18 protein-coding genes are annotated in these 24,423 nt (G+C 62.2%); 5 read left to right on the top strand and 13 right to left on the bottom strand.

Annotation, left to right across the window (positions count from 1 at the left end; genetic code table 11):
* Positions 1–79: 79 nt before the first annotated feature.
* A complete protein-coding gene (locus OIU37_RS10585) occupies positions 80–1,369 on the bottom strand; it encodes a DNA polymerase IV (protein WP_264258459.1) in 1,290 nt (429 codons plus the stop codon).
* A gap of 76 nt (positions 1,370–1,445) precedes the next feature.
* Here OIU37_RS10585 and OIU37_RS10580 point away from each other — a divergent pair, with 76 nt between their 5' ends.
* Positions 1,446–2,033 carry a GNAT family N-acetyltransferase gene (locus OIU37_RS10580; RefSeq protein WP_264257492.1) on the top strand — a complete coding sequence of 196 codons (588 nt, stop codon included), beginning with the start codon at positions 1,446–1,448 and terminating at the stop codon, positions 2,031–2,033.
* On the opposite strand, the gene OIU37_RS10575 is transcribed toward OIU37_RS10580, so the two are convergent.
* Complete coding sequence (locus tag OIU37_RS10575) at positions 2,008–2,682, bottom strand: hypothetical protein (protein WP_264257491.1); 675 nt, start codon at positions 2,680–2,682, stop codon at positions 2,008–2,010. The genes OIU37_RS10580 and OIU37_RS10575 overlap by 26 nt on opposite strands.
* 2 nt (positions 2,683–2,684) lie before the next feature.
* On the bottom strand, positions 2,685–2,993 hold the full coding sequence (locus OIU37_RS10570; protein WP_221999609.1) for a DUF3572 domain-containing protein: 309 nt from the start codon (positions 2,991–2,993) through the stop codon (positions 2,685–2,687).
* 132 nt (positions 2,994–3,125) lie between these two features.
* Between OIU37_RS10570 and OIU37_RS10565 the strand changes: the two genes are divergently transcribed.
* Positions 3,126–3,497 (top strand): response regulator, encoded by a 372-nt coding sequence (locus tag OIU37_RS10565; protein ID WP_003547430.1) that lies wholly within the window; start codon positions 3,126–3,128, stop codon positions 3,495–3,497.
* Positions 3,498–3,515: 18 nt separating this feature from the next.
* Entirely contained in the window at positions 3,516–4,889 is a 1,374-nt protein-coding gene (locus tag OIU37_RS10560) for a PleD family two-component system response regulator (RefSeq protein ID WP_171600859.1), read from the top strand.
* A 747-nt stretch (positions 4,890–5,636) separates the two neighbouring features.
* Here the strand turns inward: OIU37_RS10560 and rpmG are convergent.
* From rpmG to OIU37_RS10515, 9 genes are all read right to left on the bottom strand, one after another.
* Entirely contained in the window at positions 5,637–5,804 is a 168-nt protein-coding gene (gene rpmG / locus OIU37_RS10555; protein ID WP_003547442.1) for a 50S ribosomal protein L33, read from the bottom strand.
* 92 nt (positions 5,805–5,896) lie between these two features.
* Positions 5,897–7,081: an MFS transporter gene (locus OIU37_RS10550; RefSeq protein WP_180693208.1), complete on the bottom strand. Its 1,185-nt coding sequence runs from the start codon at positions 7,079–7,081 to the stop codon at positions 5,897–5,899.
* A gap of 361 nt (positions 7,082–7,442) precedes the next feature.
* Positions 7,443–7,895: a DUF983 domain-containing protein gene (locus tag OIU37_RS10545; protein WP_264257490.1), complete on the bottom strand. Its 453-nt coding sequence runs from the start codon at positions 7,893–7,895 to the stop codon at positions 7,443–7,445.
* Between the two features lie 122 nt (positions 7,896–8,017).
* Positions 8,018–10,390, bottom strand: a complete 2,373-nt coding sequence (gene rnr, locus OIU37_RS10540; protein ID WP_264257489.1) for a ribonuclease R — start codon at positions 10,388–10,390, stop codon at positions 8,018–8,020.
* Between the two features lies 1 nt (position 10,391).
* On the bottom strand, positions 10,392–13,061 hold the full coding sequence (topA, locus tag OIU37_RS10535; RefSeq protein WP_264257488.1) for a type I DNA topoisomerase: 2,670 nt from the start codon (positions 13,059–13,061) through the stop codon (positions 10,392–10,394).
* Positions 13,062–13,286: 225 nt separating this feature from the next.
* Positions 13,287–14,429, bottom strand: a complete 1,143-nt coding sequence (gene dprA, locus OIU37_RS10530) for a DNA-processing protein DprA (protein WP_180693204.1) — start codon at positions 14,427–14,429, stop codon at positions 13,287–13,289.
* Positions 14,429–15,049, bottom strand: a complete 621-nt coding sequence (gene plsY / locus OIU37_RS10525) for a glycerol-3-phosphate 1-O-acyltransferase PlsY (protein WP_171600853.1) — start codon at positions 15,047–15,049, stop codon at positions 14,429–14,431. Before plsY ends, dprA begins: the two co-directional genes overlap by 1 nt.
* A 78-nt stretch (positions 15,050–15,127) precedes the next feature.
* Positions 15,128–16,417, bottom strand: a complete 1,290-nt coding sequence (locus OIU37_RS10520) for a dihydroorotase (RefSeq protein ID WP_171600852.1) — start codon at positions 16,415–16,417, stop codon at positions 15,128–15,130.
* Positions 16,414–17,370: an aspartate carbamoyltransferase catalytic subunit gene (locus tag OIU37_RS10515; protein ID WP_129418771.1), complete on the bottom strand. Its 957-nt coding sequence runs from the start codon at positions 17,368–17,370 to the stop codon at positions 16,414–16,416. The genes OIU37_RS10520 and OIU37_RS10515 overlap by 4 nt, the downstream gene beginning before the upstream one ends.
* A 179-nt stretch (positions 17,371–17,549) precedes the next feature.
* On the opposite strand from OIU37_RS10515, the gene OIU37_RS10510 reads away from it, so the two are divergent.
* Positions 17,550–19,208 (top strand): acyl-CoA dehydrogenase family protein, encoded by a 1,659-nt coding sequence (locus tag OIU37_RS10510; protein ID WP_171600851.1) that lies wholly within the window; start codon positions 17,550–17,552, stop codon positions 19,206–19,208.
* A gap of 290 nt (positions 19,209–19,498) precedes the next feature.
* On the opposite strand, the gene OIU37_RS10505 is transcribed toward OIU37_RS10510, so the two are convergent.
* Positions 19,499–22,354 (bottom strand): Rne/Rng family ribonuclease, encoded by a 2,856-nt coding sequence (locus tag OIU37_RS10505; protein ID WP_264257487.1) that lies wholly within the window; start codon positions 22,352–22,354, stop codon positions 19,499–19,501.
* Between the two features lie 623 nt (positions 22,355–22,977).
* On the opposite strand from OIU37_RS10505, the gene OIU37_RS10500 reads away from it, so the two are divergent.
* Positions 22,978–24,249, top strand: coding sequence for an N-acetylmuramoyl-L-alanine amidase (locus tag OIU37_RS10500; RefSeq protein WP_264257486.1), 1,272 nt, complete (start codon positions 22,978–22,980; stop codon positions 24,247–24,249).
* The last annotated feature ends 174 nt before the right edge of the window (positions 24,250–24,423 follow it).

The raw sequence follows: 24,423 nt of genomic DNA, 5'->3' as shown, positions 1-24,423 counted from the left end.
ACGCAATACTTGTCCGGCACATTATGGGACGAAGTTTAACGAAGATTTTATAGGCTGGATCGCCCGCAGGTTTCACGCCTTAGTGATCGCGCTTGCTGCCGAAGGTGTAGCCGGTCTCGACCGTCTTCTTGCCGAACTTGTCGCGCAGCTTGTCCATCGCCGCTTCGGCCGCCGCCCGCCGGCCCGATTGCTGGTCGATGAGATCGGGCGGATCGGCGCGGCCGGCATCGCCGAGATCGGTGACGCCGATGCCGATCAGGCGGAACTTCGTACCGTCCGTCTCTTTTTCGAGAAGCTCGAGCCCGGTGCGGAAGATCTTGTCGGCAAGCTGGGTCGGGTCTTCGAGCTTGCGGTTGCGAGTGCGCGATTTGAAATCGGCGCTCTTCATCTTCAGAACCACGGTCTGGCCGGCAATGCCGTTTTTCTTCAGCCGCCAGGAGACCTTTTCGGAGAGGTTGCGCAGGATCGGCACCAGATCGTCGTAGCGCGATATGTCATCGAAGAAGGTCGTCTCGGACGAAACGCTCTTGGCGGCATCATTGAGATGCACTTCGCGGTCGTCGATGCCGCGCGACAGCCGTGCGAGCCGCTGGCCGATACTGCCGTAGCGGCGCATCAGGTCGTTTTCCTCCATCTGCTGCAACTGGCCGATGGTGCGGATGCCGTCCGCCTCCAGCGTCGCTGCAAAGGCCTTGCCGACGCCCCAGATCGTGGTCACGGGACGCGGTGCCAGGAACTCGACGGCTTCCTCGCGGCCGATGACCGAAAAGCCGCGTGGTTTCTGCAGATCGGAGGCGACTTTGGCGAGAAATTTGCAATAGGAAAGCCCGACCGAAACGGTGATCCCGATCTCCCTTTCGATGCGACGGGCGAATTTGGCGAGCGTGCGCGCCGGCGGATCGTGATGCAGCCTCTGGGTACCGCCGAGCTCCAGGAAGGCCTCGTCGATCGATAGCGGCTGCACCAGCGGCGTCAGATCCTGCATCATGGCTCGCACCTGCCGTCCGACCCGGCCATATTTCTCCATGTCGGGGCGGATGACGATCGCTTGAGGGCATGCTTCCAGCGCCTTGAACATCGGCATGGCCGACCGCACGCCATGGATACGGGCGATATAGCAGGCGGTGGAGACGACGCCGCGTTTGCCGCCGCCGATAATGACAGGCTTGTCGGCAAGCTCGGGATTGTCGCGTTTCTCGACGGCTGCGTAGAAGGCGTCGCAGTCGATATGGGCGAGCGTCAGCGCGTAGAGTTCGCGATGGCGCACGAGGCGCGGGCTGCCGCAGGAAACGCAGCGGCGCGCCTCGCCCTTCTGCTCGGCAAGGCAGTCGCGACAGAAGCCGGGTGTCTTGTCAGGCGTGGGCGTCATCATGGGAACAAAGATTGAACATTGTGAGGTTACGCCTTAAGCTTCCGAGTCACAAGATAGGGTGGAAGCTTTGCCTTTGGATAACGATCTTCGTTTCGAGCCGGTAACGCCAGAACGCTGGGATGACTTCGAAACCTTGTTCGGGCCGCAGGGTGGCTTCTATAACTGCTGGTGCGTCACGTTGCGCCTGCCACATGCAGTGAGGACCAAGATGGCGGCCGACGAACGCAAGGCGCATATGCGGGGCCGGATCAAGGCGGGGCCGCCGCCTGGCATCCTCTGTTATGCCGACGGCGCGCCGGTCGCCTGGGTGCAGGTCGGGCCACGCTACGACGTGCCACAGTTCAATTCGCCGCGCACCGTCTCGCGGCCACTGGAAGAGGGCGATGCGCATGATCCGTCCGTCTGGGCCGTCAGCTGCTTCTTCCTGCTGCCCAAACTGCGCAGCAAGGGAATGGGCCATCGTCTGCTCGCCGGCGCGATCGACCATGCGCGGCGCCAGGGAGCGCGGCTGCTCGAAGCCTGTCCGATCGATCATGTGAAGCAGTCGAAATCCGTGACGCTCTGCATCGGCTCGACGGCGATCTTCGATGCCGCCGGTTTCGAGACGGTAGCCCGGCGCAAGGACGGCCGTCCGCTCATGCGGCTGGAACTGCGCGCGTGAAGGTGCCGGAAACAAAATGCGCCTTGATCAGTTCGGCCGCATGCGTCCAGTCGGTGGCGCGAGTGATGTCGTCGGCGGCCGCCGGTGCGAAACGGTGGACGGGCGAGTTCGGCATCAGATGAATCAGCAGGCAATCGGCGACGTGATCCCTGACGGAATGCAGATTGCGCGCCATATCATCAATGAAGACGACGGGAAGGGAGCGGCTGGCATGCAATGCGTGAACGATCGGCCCTTTGGGTTGTTCGGTGGCAAGCAGCGGAAAGAGCAGGCCCATCCTGTCGAGCAGGCGACGGCGCTGGTCCTGGAACCGCGGCCGCATGGCCGTCAGGAAAAGGATATCGGCCTCCTCCGAAAGCCGGTCGAGCGTTTCGACGACGCGGTCGAGCGGCGTCTGCCACAGCTCTTGTGCCTCGAAGAATTCCTCGATCAGCCGGCTGACCTCTTGATCCTCGATCTCCACGCCGTCGGCTTGCGAGACGATGTTGCCGTGCAGCCGGAACGATCGCGGCAAAAACGCGTGGCCCTGGCTCTGAAGGAAAAGCTGGAAGGGACCGATGAACTGCAGCACGACGTCGTCGACGTCGCAGACGATCAACGGCCGTTCGCCGAGGCGGATATGCGAGATGTCGAGTTCCCCGGAGGTCACGGTCAGTATTCTCCGGAATCGAGGCCCGGTGAAGAGAAATGCCGCCAGGCCGCCGTCACGGTCTCCGGGCTGATTCCGCTCGCCGCGCAGAAGGCCATGGCCGTCGGTTCGTGGTTCATCAGGAAATCCATCATGCCGGCGAGGAATCCGGGATCGTTGACGGCGTTGCGGACCTGGCCGGGCGCCACCCCGGTCAGGGCGAGGAAGCGGCCGAACATGTCCGGATCGTCGGCAAGCCAGCCGAGCACGGCGATCGCTGTCTCGTGCGGGTCGGCTGCCTGTTGTTTCGAAGTCTTGAAGTTGCTTTGCATTTCGCTGGGTAAGTTACCTTTTCTTCAACCAAATATCGGTAGCGTGCGCTATCGGTTTCACGCAGCTTTTGTCCGCATGTGCCTTTCTTATGGGACGAACCGCTGCGCGAACGGACGTAGGGACAGCTTGTCATGCCCAAACAGGTGATGATTGTAGAAGATAACGAGCTCAACATGAAGCTCTTTCGCGACCTCATCGAGGCGTCCGGTTATACGACGATCCAGACCCGAAACGGTATGGAGGCGCTCGATCTGGCGCGCAAGCATCGCCCCGACCTCATCCTGATGGATATTCAGCTTCCCGAGGTCTCCGGCCTCGAAGTCACCAAATGGCTGAAGGAAGACGACGAGCTGCACGTGATTCCCGTCATCGCCGTTACGGCTTTCGCGATGAAGGGCGACGAGGAGCGGATCCGCCAGGGCGGCTGCGAGGCCTATGTTTCCAAGCCGATCTCGGTTCCGAAATTCATCGAGACGATCAAGACCTATCTGGGCGATGCCTGACGCATCGGAAAGACGCTGATGACTGCGCGAATACTGGTGGTTGACGATATTCCGGCCAACGTGAAGCTGCTCGAAGCGCGGCTGCTTGCGGAGTATTTCGACGTGATGACCGCAGCCGACGGCTACACGGCACTGGCGATCTGCGAGCGCAACCAGGTCGATCTCATCCTGCTCGACATCATGATGCCCGGCATAGACGGTTTCGAGGTCTGCGAGCGTCTGAAGGCCAGCCAGAAGACCGCCCACATTCCCGTCGTCATGGTCACCGCACTCGACCAGCCAACCGATCGCGTACGCGGCCTGAAGGCCGGCGCTGACGATTTTCTCACCAAGCCGGTCAACGATCTGCAGCTGATCTCCCGGGTGAAGAGCCTGCTGCGGCTGAAGACGTTGAGCGATGAGCTGCGCATTCGCGCCGACACCGCCCATACGATGGGCATCGACGATCTCACACGGGCAGGCGAGGGCCGCGCCGACGAGACCGCTCAGGTCCTGCTCGTCGACGGCCGCGCCAATTCGCAGGAGCGCATCATCAAGGCGCTGAAGCCGGTCGCCGACGTACTTGCCCTCTCCGATCCGCAGGCCGCCCTGTTCGAGGCGGCCGAAAGCGCGTTCGATCTCGTTATCGTCAACGCCAACTTCGACGATTACGATCCGCTTCGCCTCTGCTCGCAGCTGCGCTCGCTGGAGCGCACGCGCTTCCTGCCGATCCTGATCATCACCGAGCAGGGCGCTGACGACATGGTCGTGCGCGCGCTCGATCTCGGCGTCAACGACTACATCATCCGCCCGGTCGATCCTAACGAACTGGTTGCCCGCAGCCTGACGCAGATCCGCCGCAAGCGCTATAACGACCGCCTGCGCGCCAGCGTCAAGCAGACGATCGAGCTTGCCGTGACCGATCCTCTGACCGGCCTTTATAACCGGCGCTATCTCGACAATCACCTGAACGTGCTCTTCAACCGTTCGATGGCGCGTGGCCGGCCGCTTTCGGTGCTGATCACCGATATCGACCGCTTCAAGCATGTGAACGACACCTACGGCCATGACGGCGGCGACGAGGTGTTGCGGGAATTTTCAAATCGCGTCCGTTCGACCATCCGCGGCGCCGATCTCGCCTGCCGCTACGGCGGAGAGGAATTCGTCGTCGTGATGCCCGACACCTCGCCGGAAATTGCCGCCGCCGTCGCCGAGCGCCTTCGTGCAGCGATCGAAAACGCTCCCTTCATGCTGAAACACGCCGGGGAGGCGCTGAACGTCACTGCTTCCTTCGGCATCGCTTCGCGTATTGCGTCTGTACTGACCCCGGACCAGCTGATGAAACAGGCGGATCTCGCCCTTTACGAAGCCAAGAATACCGGCCGAAACCGTGTGGTTGCCGCGGCCGCATAACGAATCACTTGCCGCCATGGGCGCCATTTGCAGGTTTTCCACTGCGGCAAGCGAATTGTTACCGATTTTTAATTTTCGCCTGTGCAATGCGGGGTGACAATTTCGCAACTCAATAGCCCAAAAATGGACTCGCCGCGTTGCTGCGGATGTTTTGCCGCGCGATAGTCTTGAGAGTGTCGGGCCGTAGCTCAACATGAAATGAAAACTATAAAAAAATGCCTGCCGCCAACACGGTCAAATAGATTGCGGCGACGTCACCTCACGTAAGGGGAGGGGAGGCGTAAGTTGTTAAGCTATATTGTCGAATTTCTTCGAAGGGCGAAGCGCTACGCTTCGCGTTCAAGCAGAGCCGATAAATCTTTGTATGTCCCGAATCTGGACTTTTAACCATAGAATCAAGATCAGAAAATTCATCATTAAGAATTTGTTGATTTTCTTTCATTTTTGCGCAAATTATCGGCTCATAAGAGAAGCGCTCCCGTTGAGGAGTTGTCGATACCCCATGATGCTCAGGTCCGCCGCATCTCCTGGGTCGTGGGGTCGGTCGGCTAGTAGGCAAGTTATAGCGGTTCCTCGTGCCGTTTTGCATGCTGGCCGACCCCCTTTCACGAAAACGCCGCCACTTCCCGAAGATGGAAGGGCGGCGTTTTGTCTGTTTGCGCTATCATCTTTAAACCCACAAAGCCGGGCAATAAAAAACGCGCAACCCGAAGGCGCGCGTTTTTTGAAATCCGTCAGGCCAAGTGATTACTTGATCTTGGTTTCCTTGAACTCGACATGCTTCTTCGCAACCGGGTCGTACTTCGTCTTCGTCATCTTGTCCGTCATCGTGCGGCTGTTCTTCGTGGTGACGTAGAAGAAACCGGTGTCGGCCGTCGACAGCAGCTTGATCTTGATTGTTGTAGCCTTGGCCATGGTCGTCCTGCCTTTAAGAAAATGAAAGCCGTGGAAGCCGGATGGGCTCCACGGCAAATCCTGGCGCGAAACTACGAATCCCGCCCGAAAAGTCAAGCCCGTTTTCGAATGAACATCAGTCTGATGCCTGAAAGAAGGGCGTAGAGGCCGAAGAACGCGGCAATCGCCCAGGCAAAACCGTTATTTCCAGCGACGTCGATCGCCGCGCCGATCGCCTGCGGCCCGGCCACGGTTCCCATCGCATAACAGAAGACGAAGGCGGCATTGGCCGCCGCAAGATCGGAGCCCGTCAGCCGCGAGCCGAGATGGCTGAGGCCGACCGTATAGAGGCCTGAGACGCAGCCACCCCAGAAAAGCAGGAGCCCGGCCATCAGCAGCCAGTTGTCGAGCAGCAACGGCAACATCATCGAGCCGATGAACCCCATCAGTGCCATACCGGCCAGCAGTGGCCGCTTGTCGCCGATGCGGTCGGAAAGCAGACCGAGCGGGATCTGAAAGATGACGTTGCCGACGCCCATCATGGTGAGCAGAAGTGCGGCCTGCGATTCGGTGAAATGGGCACGCACGGCAAAGATCGGGAAAAGCGACAGCCCGCCCGCTTCGACCGCGCCGAAGATGAAGACCGCCGCCGTCGCCGTCGGCACCAGGAAAACGTAGCGCATGAAATGCAGCTCCGGTTTTTCCTCGAGCACCGGGCTTTCGTCGCGGGCGATGAAGATCGGGATGGCGGCCAGCAGGATCGCGCCGGCGCCGATCAGGAAGGGGAAGATGCCGTCGCTGCCGAGGATCGAAAAGAGCAGTGGTCCGGCCGCGAAGCCAAGGGAAAGCACCGTCGCATAGATGCCGAGCACGAAGCCACGCTTGGAGGGCGGCGAAGCGGCGTTGATCCAGAATTCGGAGAGGATGAACAGCGTCGTCGTCGCGCCATGGAAGGCGAAACGCAGCGGAAACCACATCCAGAAATCCTGGGCGTAATAGAAACCCAGCGCGCTCAGCGCCGAAATCAGCACGGCCCAGATCATTGTCGGCGCCACGCCGTATTTATGGGCGAGCTTGGTGGTGATCGGTGCGGCTGCCATCGCCGCGACCCCGGCCATTGCCGTGTTGAGCCCGATCAGGGTGGACGAGATGCCGCGTTTTTCGAGGATGATGCTGAGGAGGGGCAGACCGAGGCCGATTGCTATGCCAACGGCTGATATGGACGAGACGGCTGCCACCAGAGAAGGCCAATGGATTTCTTCGACATCGCCCGGTGTGCCGGTTCTCGGCTGAGACATTTATCCATCCTTAGAGAGGTGCGCGAACGAATCGGCCGATCCCGTCAGATAGATAGACACAGACGTGCCAAATCCAGGTGACGGATGCCGCTTCGCAGTATTTCCGATGTGAGTGACCATCTGCGGAATGTAAAGCCCGTTCGGGCAAGAAATGCTTACCATGTCAGGTCTTGAGGATCGTTGGCTCCCGCATTCGGGTGGTGGTGGTCGGTGGAGGGCTGGCACTACACGCTAAATATGTCTGGAAGGTGAAGGCGCTAAAGCGCGTCGCGATCTTTCAGATTCGCTCCTCGCGCTTTAGGTCTTTGTTTTTACGCATGTCGTTATCGCAAAACCGCTGCACACTTTTGCGCGACATGCTCTAATTCGGCCGGCCGGGGATGTCGTAATCATCCGGACCGTCACTCTCGCCGCCGAAGCCGTGCATGCGCAGCGCCCATTGCAGACCGATGACCCCGCCTTTGATCGGCTGGATGGAGGCGACAGCGGTGATGACGGTGATCGGCGCCCAGATGGCCAGATGGACCCAGACCGGCAGCACGAAGGTCATGTCGGTCAGCATATAACCGCCGACCACGACGTGGCCGAGGACCAGGATGACGATATAGGGCGGCAGGTCGTCGGCGCGTTGATGATGCATCGCCTCGCCGCAGGCCGCACAATGATCGACCGGCTTCAGGAAGGCACGAAAGAGCTTGCCGTTGCCGCAGGCCGGGCAGCGGTTCATCAACCCGCGCATGATGGAGCGCCCAAGCGGACGCTCGACCTCGGGCGTATCGCCGTAGCGGGCGGCCGGATCGGTCGGTGTGCTCATCGCATGCTCCTCTTCGGATCTAAAGCATGTCGCGCAAAACTGTGCAGCGGTTTGCGATAACGACATGCGTAAAAACAAGGACCTAAACGCGGGAGAGCCAATCTGAAAGATTGCGACGCGCTTTAGTGCCGTCCGCGCGGCGGCCTCGTTCCGGGCTTCTTGCGGACCTGGCCCCTGTCGCGGCGGCCCGCCTTGTGGAAGGAACGCACCGCCGCCGGCATTTCGCGGCCCTCGCTGATCATCTCAAAACGCAGTGCACCGGCAAGCGGGATCGCTTCGGCAAGTTTCACGGTGACGCTATCGCCCAGGCGATAGCCGAGCCCTGTTCGTTCACCCGAGAGTGCCTGATGCGCCTCGTCATAGATGAAATAATCGCTGCCGAGCGTAGATATAGGGACGAAACCGTCGGCGCCATAGTCCGGCAGTGTGACAAATAGCCCCGATTTCGTCACGCCCGAGACCCGCCCGGCAAATTCCTCGCCGACACGGCCGCTGAGGTGATGCGCGATCAGCCGGTCGACGGTCTCGCGCTCGGCTGCCATGGCCCGGCGCTCGAAGGTCGAGATTTCGGCGGCGATATCGTCGAGCGCCGCCTCTTCGTCGGGTGTGATACCACCTTCGCCGAAACCGAGCGAGCCGACGAGGGCGCGATGCACGATGAGATCGGCATAACGGCGGATCGGCGAGGTGAAGTGGGCGTATTTCATCAGGTTGAGGCCGAAATGGCCGATATTCTCCGGGCCGTAGATCGCCTGGCTCTGCGAACGCAGCACCATCTCGCTCACCATGGTCTGGTGCGGCGTGCCGTCCGCCTTCGCAAGAATGCCGTTGAAGTTGTTGGCGCGCATGTTGCCGCCCTTGGCAAGCGAGATGCCGAGCGTGGCCAGGAACTCGCGCAGGATCTCCTGCTTAGCGAGCGTCGGGCCGTCATGGATGCGGTAGATCAGCGGCTGGCGCTTCTTTTCCAGCGTCTCGGCGGCGCAGACGTTCGCCTGGATCATCATCTCTTCGATCAGCTTATGCGCATCGAGCCGCGGCGGCACGACGACCCGATCGACCGTGCCGTCGGGCTTCAGCAGGATCTTGCGCTCCGGCATATCGAGTTCCAGCGGCTGGCGCCGATCGCGTCCGCGCTTCATCACCTCATAGGCGTGCCAGAGCGGCTTCAGGATCGGCTCGAGCATCGGTCCGGTCTGATCGTCCGGTTTCCCGTCGATGGCTGCCTGCGCCTGCTGGTAGGAGAGCTTGGCGGCGCTCTTCATCATGATGCGATGGAAAGTATGGCCGATCTTGCGGCCTTCGCCGGAAAAGCTCATGCGCACCGCAAGCGCCGGGCGGTCGACACCTTCTTTCAGCGAGCAGAGATCGTTTGAGATGCGCTCCGGCAGCATCGGCACGACACGATCAGGGAAATAGACCGAGTTGCCGCGCTTCAGCGCCTCGCGGTCGAGCGGTGAATTGGGGCGGACATACCAGGAGACGTCGGCGATCGCGACGGTGACGAGGACGCCGCCGGGATTGTCGGGCGAGGGATCGGGCTCGGCATAGACGGCGTCGTCATGGTCCTTGGCATCGGCGGGGTCGATGGTGATCAGCGGGACGTCGCGCCAATCCTCGCGATGCGACATGCTGGCGGGCCTTGCGGCCTCCGCCTCGGCGATAACGGCCGGCGGGAAGACATGCGGGATGCCGTGCGCATGGATCGCGATCATCGAGATCGCCTTTTCCGAACCGACGGAGCCGACGACGGAAAGCACCTTGGCGCGCGGCAGGCCGAAACGGCCGAGACGGGCGATTTCGACTTCGACCAGGTCGCCGTCCGTGGCGCCGCCGGTGAAGTCGGGATCAATCACCATCTCCTCGCCGCGCCGCTCGATCGGCAGCAGCCGGCCGCCGCCGCCCGGCGCCGTGCGGAAAACGCCCATCGAGGCGCCGCGGCGCCTGTCGATCACCTTGATGATCCGCGCCGTATAGGCCGGTCCGCCGCGATCGACAGCCGGGAAGATCTTCGCCAGGATGCGGTCGCCGAGACCGGCGACGGGCGCCTTGCCCTTGCCTTGGCGGCCTGCGGGCGATTGCTGGCGGATGGCGACGGCGGGTGCGACGCCCTGGTCCTCGGGCCATTCCGCCGGCCGGCCGATCAGATCGCCATCCTTGTCGCGCGTGGTGATATCGAGAACGGTGACAGGCGGCAGCGCACCGGGCCGGATCAGCGACTTGCGGTTCTTCTGCAGCATGCCTTCCTGCTCGAGCTCCTGCAGCATGTGCTTGAGCTCGACGCGGTTGTCGCCCTTCAGGCCGAAAGCCTTGGCGAGTTCGCGTTTGGACGCTTTCTGCGGATGATCGGCGATGAAGCGCAGGATCACCTCGCGCGAAGGCAGCGCGCCGTGGACGATGTTCAGCGGCTCGACGGCGGGAGCATCCTTACCGGCGCGGCCGGTCTTGCCCGGACGCTTGCCCGCAGGGTTCGTTCTGTCGCGCGGTATCCTGCTCACTTCAGCTCTTTTTCGATTTCGCGGGCGCTTTCGCCTTCGCTGCCTTCGGCTTGGCGGCCGTCTTGGTGGCCTTGGCTTCGGCGGCTGCCGCCTTCGGCTTGGCTTTCGCCTTGCCCATCTTACCCGCCGATGTCTTGCCGACCGGTGCCTTGCCGGCCTTTTCGACGATCAGCGCAAGTGCCTCCTCGACGGTGATCGACTGCGGATCCTTGCCCTTCGGCAGTGTCGCATTGACCTTGCCCCAATTGACGTAAGGACCGTACTTGCCGTCGCGAACGGTGATGGCGCCGCCATCGGGATGATCGCCGAGCGTCTTCAGCGCCGCCGGCGTACCGCGCGCGCCCCGGCCAGGCCCCTGGTTCGCCTTTTCGGCGATAACAGTCACGGCACGGTTGAGGCCGACCGAGAACACGTCCTCGATGGTTTCCAGATTGGCGTAGGAGCCGTCATGCAGGAGGAACGGCCCGTAGCGACCGATGCCGGACGAAATCATCTTGCCCGATTCCGGGTGTTTGCCGATATCGCGCGGCAGCGAGATCAGCGCCATCGCCTTTTCATAGTCGATTTCCTCGGGCTTCCAGCCCTTCGGCAGCGAAGCGCGTTTGGCTTCCTTGCCGTCGCCGCGCTGGATATAGGGGCCGAAGCGGCCGGAACGCAGCGTCAGCTCCTCGCCGGTCGTCGGATCGGTGCCGAGGTTCTTCGGCTCGTTGAGCGCAGCACCGTCCGCTTCCCCGCCATTTTCGGAGGAGAGCTGGCGGGTGTAGTTGCAGTCCGGATAGTTCGAGCAGCCGACGAAGGCGCCGTATTTGCCGAGCTTCAGCGACAGGTTGCCGGTGCCGCAGACCTGACAGATGCGCGGATCGCTGCCGTCCTCCCGTTTCGGGAAGACGAGGGGTGCTAGCGCCTCGTTCAGCGAATCGAGCACGTTGGTGACGCGCAGTTCCTTGGTGTCCTCGATCTGGGCGAAGAAATCCTTCCAGAAATCGCGCAGCACCTGCTTCCAGTTCAGCTCGCCGGCGGAAATCCGGTCGAGCTTTTCCTCGAGATCGGCGGTGAAGTCGTATTCGACATATTTGGTGAAGAAGCTTTCGAGGAAAGCCGTCACCAGCCGGCCCTTGGCCTGCGGGATCAGCTTGCGTTTGTCGATCGTCACATAGTCGCGGTCGCGCAGCGTCGCAAGCGTCGCGGCATAGGTGGAGGGGCGGCCGATGCCGAGCTCTTCCATCTTCTTGATCAGCGAGGCTTCCGAATAGCGCGGCGGCGGTTCGGTGAAATGCTGCGTCGAATTGATCTTTTGCTTGGCGAGCGCCTCGCGTGCATTGATCTCCGGCAGGCGGCCATCCTCGTCGCCGTCGTCGCTCTGCTCGCCGTCCTCCTTCTGGTCGGTATAGGCGGCGATGAAGCCGTCGAAGCGGATCACGGAACCGACGGCGCGAAGCCCAGCCTTCTCGCCCTTGTTGTCGGCGGTGATTTCAGCCGTCGTGCGCTCGATCTCGGCCGACGCCATCTGGCTGGCAATGCCACGCTTCCAGATCAACTCGTAGAGCCGGATCTGGTCGGCATCGAGGAATTTGCGCACACGATCGGGCGAACGATAGAAATCGGTCGGGCGGATCGCCTCGTGCGCCTCCTGGGCGTTCTTCGCTTTGGTCGAGTAGAAGCGCGGCTTCTCCGGCATGTAGCGCTCGCCGAACTGGTCGACGATGGCGCTGCGCGCCGCGTCGATCGCCTCGGGCGCCATCTGCACGCCGTCGGTTCGCATATAGGTGATGAGACCGACCGTCTCGCCGCCGATATCGACACCCTCATAGAGCCTCTGCGCGATCTGCATGGTGCGCGAGGCGGAGAAGCCGAGATTGGAGGAGGCCGCCTGCTGCAGCGTCGAGGTCGTAAACGGCGGTCCCGGGTTGCGCTTGACCGGCTTCGCCTCGACCGTATCGACGACATAGCTCGCACCTTCGAGCAAGGCCTTGAGCCGGCCGGCATCCTCACCGTTGCCGATTGCGCGCGGCTGCAACCGTTTGCCGTTCGCCGAAACCAGTCTTGCCTCGAACTCGTCGCCGCGCGGCGTCTTCAGAAGCGCCGAGATGTTCCAATACTCTTCTGAAATGAAGCGTTCGATCTCGGATTCACGGTCGCAGACGAGGCGAAGCGCCACCGATTGAACGCGGCCGGCCGAACGTGCGCCGGGCAGCTTGCGCCACAGCACCGGCGAAAGATTGAAGCCGACGAGATAGTCGAGCGCGCGGCGCGCCAGATAGGCATCGACCAGCGGCACGTCGATGTCGCGCGGATCGGCCATCGCGTCGAGCACTGCCTTCTTGGTGATCGCATTGAAGACGACGCGCTTGACCGGTTTGCCGTTCAGCACGCGCTTCTTGTTCAGCATGTCGAGAACGTGCCAGGAAATCGCTTCGCCTTCGCGATCCGGGTCGGTCGCGAGAAACAGGCCATCGGCAGACTTTACCGCGTCGGCGATGTCTTTCATCCGCTTGGCGGAGGCACCATCGACCTCCCAAAGCATTTCGAAATCCTGATCGGGGAGGACTGAGCCATCCTTGGCAGGCAGATCGCGCACATGGCCGAAGGAAGCGAGCACTTTGTATCCCGGACCCAGATACTTATTGATCGTCTTGGCCTTGGCAGGCGATTCCACCACTACAACATTCATGATGATTCTCTAAAAAGGAAACGACGCCAGCGTTGAAGCCAGCGCGACACACACCGCAACATGGATATCGGCCCTCCGACATGGACAGGGAAATCGCCGCGGTCAAGGGGTTTGATACAATTTTACCTCTTGCGTCTGCTGCAGCCGAAGCGAGAGTATTGTCAAAAGACAATTCCAGATATGCTCGGCAATTCGCAAAGCCACCGCCTGATGTCGTCACCAGGTTCAATCGGAAAGCGAGACGAGGCCACCCTGATGCCGGTGCAGCCTGCCGGCAATATCGAGTTCCAGAAGGATGAGATAGACCGCGGATGTCGACAGGCCGGTATGGCGGATGACGTCGTCGATCTCGACCGGCGTCGGCCCGAGTGCATCGATGATGCGGTTTCGATCGGAATCGCCGGGTGGCACCGACATTGCCTTGCCATCAGGCGCCGGTTCCTCCGCCATCGATGATGGAAACAGGTCGAATTGCGCAAGCGGCGCCAGGGCCTCGATGACATCGGCGGGTGCAGTGACGATCGAAGCGCCGTCCTTCAGCAGGCCGTTGGTGCCATGGCAGCGCGGATCGAGCGGTGAGCCGGGCACGGCAAACACCAGGCGGCCGAACTCGCCGGCAAGCCGCGCCGTGATTAGCGAGCCCGAACGCGTCGCTGCTTCGATGACGACGAGGCCGAGTCCGATGCCGGCGATCAGCCGGTTTCGGCGTGGGAAGTCGCGGGCGCGGGGTTCCCAGCCGAACGGCATCTCGCTCACCGCCAGGCCATTGCCACTGGTTATCTCTTCGAGCAGGCCGATATTCTCCGGTGGGTAGGGCTGGTCGAGGCCGCCGGCGAGCGCTGCGATCGTGCCTGTGTCGAGGCTTGCCCGGTGGGCAGCGGTGTCGATGCCGCGCGCCAGGCCGGAGACCACGGTATAACCCGCCCGGCCGCAGTCGCGCGCCACCATCGCCGCGAATTTCGCGCCCGCGATCGAGGCGTTGCGCGAGCCGACGATGCCGACGGCCGGTCGTTTGGCGGCGGCAAGCGCGCCCTTGACGGCCAGAAGCGGCGGCGCGCCGTCGATCTGCTTCAACGCCTGCGGATAGTCCGGCTCACCGATGCCGACGAAGCGGGCGCCGAAGCGACGTGCCGCCTCCAGTTCCCGATGCGCCTCGGCCTCGCTGGCGATGCGGATTGCCCGTGTGGCACCGCCACGCGCCGAAAGCTCCGGCAGTGCGGCAAGTGCTGCCTCGGCCGAGCCGAAATGATTGATGAGGTCGCGAAAGGTGGCAGGGCCGATATTGTCGGAACGGATGAGACGCAGCCAGGCAATTCTTTGCCGCTCGGTCAGCACGACGCCTTTTGATCCGGCGCTCAGCGCATCCATTATCCCTTTGCCCCGATCTTGCTTTCCGTCCCGCCCATCAGGCGCGAAATATTCGCCTTGTGCTTCCAGTAGGAGATAAGCGTCATGATCGCCATCACTGCCGCAACCTTTTCGTTGCCCAATATCCACAGCGCAACCGGAATGACAAGCATGGCAACCAGCGCCGACAGCGAGGAGTAGCGGGTGGTGAAGGCGACCGCCAGCCAGACGGCGGCGAAGAGCACGACCATGATCGGCGCGACGCCGAGCAGGGTGCCGATATAGGTGGCGACACCCTTGCCGCCCTTGAAGCCAATCCAGACCGGGAAGAGATGGCCGATGAAGGCGAAAAAGCCGGCGATGATCGCGGCCTCCTCACCGAGGAAATAACCGACGACCCAGGCTGCGGCCGATGCCTTCAGCGCATCGAGGAGCAGTGTCGCCGCGGCGAGCGTCCGGTTTCCTGTTCTCAGCACATTGGTCGCGCCGATATTGCCGGAGCCGATGCTGCGCACGTCGCCGAGGCCGGCGGCGCGCGTAAGGATCAGGCCGAACGGGATCGAGCCGAAGAGATAACCGATAACGGTGGCGGCAAGCGCGATCGGCAGCGTGATCTGCCATGACATGAGATTGGATAACATATGCCCCCTCAGCCTCTCCGTGGCCTATCCTTGAGTCAGCCTTCTCCCGCTGGGGGATGGACGGCGATCGTGTCGGTTCTAAATTGCGTGGACAAGCTTTCCCGAGACGTATGTCGCGACCGCCCGCCCGCTGAAACGCGCATCCTCGAACGGCGTATTCTTCGAGCGGGAGAGAAGCATGTCTTTGGCGACAAGCCAAGGCTCATCGAGATCGATCAGCGCGATATCGGCCGGAGCGCCTGGCTTCAGCGTGCCGGCATTCAGGCCGAAAATCTCAGCGGGGCGGGTGGACATGGCGTCGATCAGGCGCATCAGGCTCACTTGGCCACCATGGTGAAGCCTGAGGGCTGCCGCCAGCATGGTTTCGAGGCCGATCGCGCCATCCTCGGCCTCGCCGAAGGGCAGACGCTTCGTATCGACATCTTGCGGGTCGTGCGAGGAGACGATGATATCGATCGCGCCGCTCGCAACGGCCTCGGCCATCGCCACCCGGTCGTCTTCCGGGCGCAGCGGCGGATAGAGCTTGAAGAAGGTGCGATATTCGCCGATGTCGTTTTCGTTGAGCGCCAGATTGTTGATCGAGATGCCGCAGGTCACCTTGGCGCCGCGGCTGCGGGCGCGCTCGATCGCCTCGACCGATTCCGGCACCGAGATCATCGCGGCGTGATAGCGGCCGCGCGTCAGCTGCGCGATCCTCAGATCGCGTTCGAGCGGGATGAGCTCGGCTTCCTTTGGAATGCCGGAAAGCCCGAGCCAGCTGGCGAAAAGCCCTTCATGCATGACGCCGTTGGCGCCGAGATATTTGTCGCGCGTTTCGCAGGAGACGACGGCGCCGAATTCGCGCGCATAGGTCATGATCCTGCGCAGCACCTGCGTGTCGTGGACGCTGGAATGCGCATCGGTGAAGGCGACGGCGCCCGCCTGCATCAACAGGCCGATCTCCGTCATCTCTTCGCCGGCAAGGCCCTTGGTGATGGCGGCGGCGGGATAGACGTTGACCGCGGCCGTATCCCGCGCCGTCTTCTTGACGAATTCGACGAGCGCAATGTCGTCGATGATCGGATCGGTGTCCGGCATCATGATGATCGAGGTGACGCCGCCGGCCGCCGCCGCCCGGCTCGCCGAGGCGATCGTCTCACGGTGTTCGCCGCCGGGTTCGCCGACATGGACGCGCGCATCGACAAGGCCGGGCGTCGCGACAAGGCCCGTGCAGTCGCGGATGACGGCGCCTTCCGGTTCGCCCTGGTTCTGCACCTTGTGGCCGGCGGCGAGAATCACGCCGTTTTCGGCAATGATCGTCCCGATCTCGTCGAGATTGCGCGATGGATCGATGATACGGACGTTCTTGAGGACGATCGGGTTGCTCATGCCATCATTCCATCGCTTCGGGGACCCTGGTTCTGCGAGACGAGCAGCGTCTCCATGACGGCCATGCGCACCGCGACCCCCATTTCCACCTGTTCGGCGATCACGCTCTGCGGCCCGTCCGCCACTTCCGAGGCGATCTCGACGCCGCGGTTCATCGGGCCGGGATGCATGACCAGCGCATCATCCTTGGCTGCCTTCAGCGTTTCGGCGTCGAGCCCGTAGAAGTGATAATATTCGCGCACCGAAGGCACGAAGGCGCCGGACATGCGCTCCCGCTGCAGCCGCAGCATCATCACCACGTCGGCGTCCTTCAGCCCTTCCTTCATCGAATGAAAGACCTCGACACCCATCTCGGCGATGCCGGCAGGCAGGAGGGTCGCTGGCGCAACGACACGGACGCGGGCGCCCATCGCGTTGAGCAGCAGGATATTGGAGCGCGCCACCCGCGAATGCAGGACGTCGCCGCAGATCGCCACGATGATGCGCGAAAGCTTGCCTTTGGCACGGCGGATCGTCAGCGCGTCGAGCAGTGCCTGGGTCGGATGTTCATGCTGGCCGTCACCGGCATTGACGACCGAGCAGGAGACCTTCTGAGCGAGAAGGGCGGCCGCACCGGCGCTCGAATGGCGGATCACCAGCACATCGGGGCGCATCGCATTCAGCGTCATCGCCGTGTCGATCAGCGTTTCGCCTTTCTTCACCGAGGAATTGCCGACCGACATGTTCATGACGTCGGCGCCGAGCCGCTTGCCGGCAAGCTCGAAGGAGGCCTGCGTGCGGGTCGATGCCTCGAAGAAGAGGTTGATCTGCGTCAGCCCGCGTAGCGTCGACGTTTTCTTTTCTCTCTGGCGGCTGATTTTGACGGCCTCATCGGCCTTGTCGAGAAGATAGGTGATATCCTGCTCGGTGAGGCCCTTGATGCCGATGAGGTGGCGGTGGGGAAAAAAGACCATGACCCTGCCTCTTGCTGTCTCTGGCGGGTCTATAAAGAGTGCTGCCCGCCGGGGCAAGCATGTGCTGTGGGCAAAGGCTTATGTCCCCATGCATTTTCGCCCGAATTCCGATAGAGCAGAATGAACCGAATCATAACTTCCGGTTTCCCTTTGCCAGGTTCTTACACTAGAAGCGAATTATGACCTCCGCCAACCGGACTGACGACAAACTCGCAGAACTCAACCAGCCGAGCCTGTGGTCCGGCATCAACGCCTATCGATCCGATCCGCTGATCGTCGATCTGACGGCCGCCCTGCCGCGCGGCATCCGCGAAGACCTGGAAAACATCGGCCGCTACGTCACCTCGCCGGAGGCGCAGGAGATGGCACGCATGGCAAACCAGGGCGCGCCGCAGCTGCGCACCCACGGTCCGCGTGGCGAACGCCTCGACGTCGTCGAATTCCACCCCGCCTGGCATGCGCTGATGCGCCGCTCCATGTCGGTCGGCCTGCATTCCTCCGTCTGGGATCCCCAGGCCGATACCGAAGCCAAGGACGAGGCCCACAAGGTTCGCGCCGCGCGGTTTTACCTGACGTCGCAACTGGAATCCGGCCATCTCTGCCCGCTGACGATGACGAGCGCCTCCGTTGCGGCACTCTCGGCTTCGCCCGCGGTGCAGAAGGACTGGGCGCCAAAAATTCTCTCGCGCAAATATGATTCGTCGAACAAGCCCGCCATGCAGAAATCCGCCGTGACCATCGGCATGGGCATGACGGAAAAGCAGGGCGGCACGGATGTGCGCGCCAACAGGAGCACTGCCGAAAAGGTCAGCGAGGGCATCTACCGGCTGTCCGGGCACAAGTGGTTCATGTCGGCGCCGATGAGCGATGCCTTCATCATGCTGGCGCAGACGAAGGAGGGCATGGGCTGTTTTCTCGTGCCGCGCCTTCTGGAGGATGGTTCCGCCAACGGTCTGCAGTTCCAGCGGTTGAAGGACAAGGTCGGTAACCGCTCCAACGCCTCTTCCGAGGTCGAGTTTACAGACACGTTTGGCTTCCTGCTCGGTGGTCCGGATGCCGGCGTCCGCACTATCCTCGACATGGTGACGCTGACCCGGCTCGACTGCGCGCTGGCCTCGTCAGGCATGATGCGCGCCTCGCTCGCCGAAGCCGTGCACCACACCCGCGGCCGCAGCGTCTTCGGCAAGATGCTCGTGAACCAGCCGATCATGACGCGCGTGCTCGCCGACATGGCGCTCGATGTCGCCGCCGCGACCGCACTGTCCTTCCGTCTTGCCGACGCCTTCGACAAGGCGCGCGGCAATGCCGAGGAGGCGGCCTATGCCCGCGTCATGACGCCGGTCGCCAAATACTGGTGCTGCAAGATCGCGCCGGCGCTGATCTACGAGGCGATGGAATGCATTGGCGGCAATGGCTACATCGAAGAGCGCCCGATCGCCCGCCATTACCGCGAAGCTCCGGTCAACGCCATCTGGGAAGGCTCCGGCAACGTCATGGCGCTCGACGTGCTGCGCGTGCTCAACCGTGGCAAGGATCTGTTCGAAACGGTCTTCGCCGGCCTTGCCCGCGATCTCGGCCCTGCCGGCAAGAAGACCATTGACGTGCTGCGCGCCGCAATCGCACTGTGCGAACAGGATGAGGGCGCCGCGCGCCTGCTCGTCGAGCAACTGGCGCTCGCCGCCGGTGCCGCCGAACTCTATCGCCTTGGGGCAGGGCGCATTGCCGATGCCTTCATCGAGACGCGTCTTGCCGGCGGCTGGCGCTCCACCTACGGCATGCTCGATTCCCGCTTCGACGCCAGCTACATCGTCGACCTGCTCTATCCGCCGGCGGCCTGATCGCAGCTAGGAAGCGATATCGAAGCGTTTTGCGCTGATGGCTGCCCCTCACCCTAACCCTCTCCCCGTAAAAACGGGGAGAGGGGACGCGCCTTGCGAAAGGTTGGTGGGGACGGAGAGGTTGCGGCATTGTCCCTTCGCCCCGTTTACGGGGAGAAGGTGGCGGCAGCCGGATGAGGGGCGGGTCTCAGCGATTTCCCTGACCTCGGCGACGATGCCGTCACCATAAACGAAAATCCGGCCGCGTCGCCGCGGCCGGATTTTCAATGTTTACGTCCGAAAATTAGCGTTCAGAAGAAGCCACGGCGCTGCCACCAACCGGCTTTCTTCGGCTTGCCGTCATCGCCTTCGCCATTCTCGACGCGGGTGGATTTCACCGTTGGCTCGGAGGAGGAGATGTTGGATTCGCGGTTGGCGCGAACCGGCTTTGCTTCTTCCTGAACTGATGTTTCGAGATCGGCAGAGGCTTCCACCAATTCCGGTTCGGCCTCGACCGCAGGGGCCGTCTCTGCAACCGGTTCCTCGACCGGCGCTGCGGCCGGTTTGCGGCGGCCGCGGGCACGGGCGGGCTTCACCTCTTCGGTTATGACAGGCGCGCTCTCGATGGCTGCCATCGCCGCCTGGCCTTCGTCGGCCTGTTCGGCTATCGGTTCGACCGCTACGGCTTCGCTCGGAGCGCCGTCGTTCGAAACGTCGTCACCTTCGTCCTCGTCGCCGCCATTGTCTTCACCGGCTTCGCCAGCCGTCAGTTCGGAACCATCCTCGGCGCGATTGCGACGGCCGCCACGCTTGCCGCGACGGCGGCGCTTGCGGCGCTGCGATTCCTCGCTTTCGGCGCGTGTGTCGGGCGTAGCTTCGGTGTTTTCATCACCTTCGCCGCCCTCGTCGTCGCCGTCCTCATCCTCGTCGCCGGCTTCGCTGGCCGATACAGGCTGTTCGGCATTGCCGTTGCGGCCGCGGCGGCGCCTGCGGCGCTTGCGCTTGCGGTTGCCGTCAGCTTCGCCTTCCGCGCGTGCCGCGACGGGCCGCTCTGAAACGACCGGCTTTTCCTCGAGTTCCTCGTCTTCTTCCTCATCCACTTCGATGACGATATCGTCGTCGTCATCCTCGGGAATGGCTGCGAAGTTGAAGAGGGTTTCGATCTTGACCGGGTTTTCCACCGGCTCGCCGCGATCGATCGCGAAATGTTGCGCGCCGACCGAGCCGTCTGCATCGATGATGATCGCGACGCCGAAGCGGCTCTCATAATCGACGATCGTCTGGCGCTTGTGGTTGAGCAGGTAGAGCGCGATGTCAGGCGTGGTGCGCACGGTGATGTTGTGCGTGGTGTTCTTCAGCAGATATTCCTCGATACCGCGCAGGACATGCAGGGCGACGGAGGACTGCGAACGCACATGCCCGCTGCCGCCGCAATGCGAGCAGACCTGCGTCGTCGATTCGAGAACCGAAGCACGGATGCGCTGGCGCGACATTTCGAGCAGGCCGAAATGCGAGATCCGGCCGACCTGGATGCGGGCACGGTCGTTCTTCAGGCATTCCTTCAGCTTCTTCTCGACGGCGCGGTTGTTGCGCTTCTCTTCCATGTCGATGAAGTCGATGACGATCAGGCCGGCAAGGTCGCGAAGGCGAAGCTGGCGGGCGACTTCGTCTGCAGCCTCGAGATTCGTCTGCAGCGCGGTGTCCTCGATCGAATGTTCGCGGGTCGAGCGGCCGGAGTTGACGTCGATCGAGACCAGCGCTTCGGTCTGGTTCATGATCAGGTAGCCGCCGGACTTCAGCGTCACCTGCGGCTGCAGCATGCGGTCGAGCTGAGCCTCGATGCCGGAACGCGAAAAGATCGGATGGATGTCGCGGTAGGGCTGAACCACCTTGGCATGGCTCGGCATCAGCATCTTCATGAAGTCTTTCGCTTCACGATAGCCTTCTTCGCCGGAAACGATGACTTCGCTGATATCCTTGTTGTAGAGGTCGCGGATCGAACGCTTGATCAGCGAGCCTTCCTCATAGACGAGGCAGGGTGCCGTGGACGCCAGCGTCAGTGTGCGCACATTCTCCCAGAGGCGCATCAGATATTCGAAGTCGCGCTTGACCTCGACCTTGGTGCGGTTGGCACCGGCGGTGCGAAGGATGACGCCCATGCCCTGCGGCACCTCGAGCAGGCGCGCAATTTCCTTCAGGCGCTTGCGGTCGGCAGGATTGGTGATCTTGCGGGAAATGCCGCCGCCGCGCGCCGTGTTCGGCATCAGCACCGAGTAGCGGCCGGCGAGCGAGAGATAGGTGGTAAGGGCTGCACCCTTGTTGCCGCGCTCTTCCTTGGCGACCTGCACGAGCAGGATCTGGCGGCGCTTGATGACTTCCTGGATGCGGTACTGCTTGCGCGGCTTGCGTTGCACGCGGTCCGGCACTTCTTCCATCGCGTCTTCGGCACCGACGGATTCGATGACTTCCTCTTCGCCGTGATCGTCATCATCATCGTCGTCATCGTGGCGACGCTTGCTGGTATCGACATCCTCGGAGATCGAGTCGGTTTCCACCATCGCGGCCATCGGACCGCCGGTCGAACCGTCATCCTCACTGTCGACGCTCGAAGCGCCTTCGGCTTCGACGTCTGTGGGAACAGCGTCCTCGGTCGCGGTCGTTTCGGCAACCGGTTCTACCACCTTCTTGCGGCTGCGGCGCGGCCTTGCCTTCTTGGTCGGCGCTTCTTCGGTCGCCTCGGGCGATGCCGCTGTCTCTTCCGTTACGGCAGCCGTTTCCGGCGCCTCTGTCGAAACGATGCCGACATCCGGCTGATCCTGCTTGGAAAGATCGACCATCGGCGCGGTTTCGACATGCTCGACGTCTTCGTCGCGGCGATGCTCCTCGGCTTCGGCCCGAAGCAGTGCCTGACGGTCGGCAAGCGGTATCTGATAATAGTCGGGATGGATTTCGGCGAAGGCCAGGAAGCCATGCCGGTTGCCGCCGTAATCGACGAAGGCGGCCTGCAGCGAGGGTTCGACCCTCGTTACCTTTGCAAGATAGATGTTGCCGCGGATCTGCTTCTTGTGCTGGGACTCGAAGTCAAATTCTTCTATGCGGTTCCCGCGAACGACAACGACGCGCGTCTCTTCCTCGTGAGACGCATCGATAAGCATTTTGTCTGCCATGTAAGCTGTGCTCCTCGGCGTGGCCGCAAGAGCGCATTCCCGACTGCTGTTGAAACAGAAAGAATGCGGTCCGCAGTGGCCGCGCCGGATAATGAAAGTCGCGCCTGATGCGAGGGGGAGGGCAGCAGCCAGACCGCAGCCGGAACCATTTCGGTCCGGGGCCTGTACACTTCAGATAAAACCTGCTGCGAAACCATCAACAACCAAGCGTGATCGACAAATACGAAGACCCGTTCGGGTCCGATGAGTTTGCTCCCTGAGAGCGTGGTGGCTGATCCACCAATGAATTCCGACAATAAGCCGGAAAATCAGGATCCAGTTCTAGGGATGAAGCGCATGAGACGGCGGACGATGACCGGTGTGGCGCCAGGTCCTGATCTGGCTGGCAGCCTTTGCGGCGACTCTATCCCGTCAACACTTTACCCTGAAATTCGTTGTATGTTTTCTGTGTCACAATAGCAAGGGAAAAGCCAAATGTGCCATAATATTGATGGATTTCGCAACGCATACAAACTGGGGATAAAGTGATCGCGATTCGGCAGGCTGCAGCGGGTGTTTCGTCACAGGACGTTGGTCGCAGCCGTGTCGGGTCCATTGCAATACAGATAGGGTGTGGCGGTTTATTGGTTAAGAGGGCTCGGATCGCGGCGAAATCCGCAGCGCGGCGATCGACATTCGCAAGGCGGGTTCTGGCGGCGCTTTTGGCCGCTAGTCTGCTGCCGGCCGCTGCCAGCTCTGTCGAGGCCAGGGATCCGCTGCTTGCCTATGGCGCGCGCATCGTCGGCGACGATGCAAGGACCCGCATCGTCATCGATTTCGATCGCGAGCCGCGTTTCTCCGTTCACTATATCGCCAATCCGGAACGCATCGTCGTCGACTTGCCGGCGACCGCCTTCGGTTTTCCGGCGAAGGATCTTGCCGCCCGCGGCCTGTTCAAGGATATCCGCTACGGCAAGATGGACGAAGAGAGCGCCCGCATCGTGCTGACGACGGCAGGGCCGGTGAAGCTGGCGCTTGCCAAGGTGCAGGCCGACGAGACGGGCAACGGCCATCGCCTGGTGCTCGATGCGGAGATGATCGACAAGAAGGCCTTTGCCGAACTGGTGAAGACGCAATCCTGGAACGATCGGGCCTGGAGCGATCGGACTGAGGCGGCTAAGACCACGAGCGCCATTCCGGCACCGCAAAAGGCTGCTCCCGGCGATTTCGTCATCGCCGTCGACGCCGGCCATGGCGGCATCGACACCGGCGCGATCGGCGTCGACACCAAGACCGAGGAAAAGCAGGTGACGCTTGCCTTCGCCAAGGCTTTGACCGACCGCTTGAACAAGGAACCGGGCATCAAGGCCTTCCTGACACGCGAGGATGACGAGTTCCTGTCGCTTTCGCAGCGCGTGCTGATCGCCCGCCAGAACCATGCCGGCCTCTTCATTTCGCTGCATGCCGATACTCTGAAGCAGAAGGATATCCGCGGCGCCACCGTCTACACGATCTCCGACAAGGCATCCGACAAGCTGGCCGCCGACCTTGCCGAACGCGAAAACCTTTCCGACCAGATCGCCGGCAAGGAGACGGTTGCCGAGCCGCCGGAGGTTGCCGACATCCTGCTCGATCTGACGCGGCGCGAAACGCAGGCCTTCTCGATCTCGCTCGCCGAGAGTGTGCTGAATTCTTTCAAGGATCAGGTCGGCACTATCAACAATCCGCACCGTCATGCCGGCTTCCGCGTGCTGCAGGCCCCTGACGTGCCGTCGATCCTTCTCGAGATCGGGTTCCTCTCGAATGCCGAAGACGAGAAACTGCTGCTCGACGAGGCCTGGCGCGGCAAGATCGCCGGTCTCTTGACCGACGCAGTCAAGCGATACCGCGCCGCCGTCATGGCGAATGGCGGCTAACCCATTGCTCCAAAATCGTGTCGCGGCTGCGGGACGATAGCATCTAAAAACAAAGACTTAAGTCGCGTCGCATGAATCGAATTCTGAGCGAGATGCCTCAGATCGACGGCGGCGACGGGCGTTGCTTGGATGTGACAGTCCTAGTGAAACGCGTCTGTAGCGGTGAATGCGGCG

The organism is Rhizobium sp. BT-226 (genome assembly GCF_025847085.2).
Lineage (GTDB): Bacteria > Pseudomonadota > Alphaproteobacteria > Rhizobiales > Rhizobiaceae > Rhizobium > Rhizobium sophorae.
Note: the sequence above shows the minus strand (reverse complement) of the source record. Positions and strands in the feature narration are given on the sequence as shown.